Raw genomic sequence first — 1,579 nt, forward strand, 5'->3', positions numbered from 1 at the left:
GTCCAGTTACTACCGCAATCCGAGGAGGAATAATCCGCATGGCACGAACATATCCCTGGAAGGTCAGTGATGCATTCTGGGAGGGCGTCAAACCGTTGCTGCCTGCCACACCGTCACATGCAAAAGGGGGACGTCCCAGGATGGATGATCGACGAGCTTTTGAAGCGATCATTTATATCCTGCGCACCGGTATCCAGTGGAATGCGTTGCCCAGAGAGCTGGGCGCGAGTTCGACGGTGCACGATCGCTTTCAGGAATGGGAACAAGCTGGCTTCTTCATGGCGTTGTGGCAAGCAGGATTGTGTATGTATGATGAACTGGAAGGCATCCAGTGGGAATGGCAAGCCGTGGATGGAGCAATGACGAAGGCTCCTTTCGGAAAAGCCGCAACCGGAGCCAATCCCACCGATCGCGGCAAACGAGGAGTTAAACGTAGTTTGCTGACGGACGGCGCAGGAATTCCCCTGGCCATCGTGATCGACGGAGCGAATCGCCATGATGTAAAACTGCTCTGTGCTACCTTGGATGGCATCGTCATCGCACGTCCGGAGCCGGCCGAGGAGCAGCCGCAGCACCTCTGTCTGGATGCGGGCTACGTGGGAGCGCCAGCACGTCAAGAGGTTGAGACCCGCCACTACGTCCCACATATTCGCAGCCGTGGCGAGGAGAAGCAGGAGAAAGTCCTTACCCCTGGTCATCGCGCGCGACGCTGGGTAGTGGAACGTACCCATTCGTGGATCAATCGCTCGCGTCGGCTCCTGGTGCGTTGGGAGAAAAAAGGGGAGAATTACCTCGCCTTCCTTCACCTTGCCTGTGCTCAATTGATCTTTGCCAAAGTAGAGGTTTTCGGATAAGCTCTTAATCGCAGTCATCGCGCTGCTCTTCTTCTTGCCAGCCCACCTCTCGGTCCGCACCAGTGAAAAAACGGGCCTGGCGGCGATACGGCATATCGATTTTCTGGGCGCGGTTCTCTCCACGGTCGCGACCGTCTGCCTGATGCTGGGACTGACCTGGGGCAGTTCACAGATGTATGCCTGGAACTCACCTCAAGTCCTTGGCTTGATGGGTATTGGCGTAGTCCTCTTTCTCCTGTTTATCCTGGTCGAGCGCAGGGTCGCCGAACCCATCCTGCCCCTGGACCTGTTCCGCAATCAGGTCTGGAGCTGCGCCGCGCTTTTGACCATGCTCCAGATGATGGTGTTGATGGGCCTCTCGCTCTACCTCCCTCTCTACTTGCAGGGAGTGCTCTCTGTCTCGCCCACCATCGCTGGCCTGGTCATGACGCCCCTCTCTATAAGCATGGTGGTTGGCGCGATGCTGGCAGGTCCCATCATCGGCGCGCTCAAGCGTTACCAGCTTGTTACCATCATCGGAGCGCTGCTGATGGGAATTGGTACCTTCTTCTTCACGCTGATGACGCCCTCAACCAGCCTGTGGCAGGCCATTGGATTCATGATCCTGGCGGGCATCGGCACCGGGACGTTCTTCTCCCTCACAGCAGTCGCGCAGAACGTTCTGCCAGCCAGTCGCCTGGGCGTCGGCACGGCGGCAAACAGATACCTGGGACAACTGGGCGCGA

The 1,579-nt window shown here is 57.9% G+C and carries 2 protein-coding genes; both read left to right on the forward strand.

Annotated features, from left to right (window positions below):
• Positions 1–38: 38 nt before the first annotated feature.
• Positions 39–854 carry an IS5 family transposase gene (locus KRAC_RS60340; protein WP_007915552.1) on the forward strand — a complete coding sequence of 272 codons (816 nt, stop codon included), beginning with the start codon at positions 39–41 and terminating at the stop codon, positions 852–854.
• Between the two features lie 34 nt (positions 855–888).
• Positions 889–1,579: MFS transporter (locus tag KRAC_RS60345; protein ID WP_169461090.1), on the forward strand; the 691-nt coding region annotated here is incomplete at its 3' end.

Source organism: Ktedonobacter racemifer DSM 44963, assembly GCF_000178855.1.
In the GTDB taxonomy this organism is placed as follows: domain Bacteria; phylum Chloroflexota; class Ktedonobacteria; order Ktedonobacterales; family Ktedonobacteraceae; genus Ktedonobacter; species Ktedonobacter racemifer.